This is a genomic window from Exiguobacterium sp. s123 (genome assembly GCF_018617075.1).
Lineage (GTDB): Bacteria > Bacillota > Bacilli > Exiguobacteriales > Exiguobacteriaceae > Exiguobacterium > Exiguobacterium profundum.
Map to the genome: position 1 here is coordinate 1 of NZ_JACSJL010000038.1, position 225 is coordinate 225.

At 47.6% G+C, this 225-nt stretch carries 1 rRNA gene; it reads left to right on the plus strand.

The features are described 5' to 3' along the window. Window positions 1–140 precede the first annotated feature (140 nt). Window positions 141–225: ribosomal RNA gene (gene rrf / locus KNO72_RS15555) — 5S ribosomal RNA — on the plus strand; the annotation flags it as partial.

A 225-nucleotide genomic window follows, 5' to 3' on the forward strand; every position in this document is an offset into this window, starting at 1 on the left:
GACACGTGGAGCTGAATGATACTAATCGGTCGAGGCTTTGATCTAGTCTAATGGTTTGTGTTGATGAATCCTCAGTTTTCAGGGAACAAACCCTAAAACAATATTGACATGCGTATGACGCGGTGTTAATATTCATTTTGTCTGGTGGCGATAGCGAGACGGCCACACCCGTTCCCATGCCGAACACGGAAGTTAAGCGTCTCAGCGCCGAAAGTAGTTGGGGGA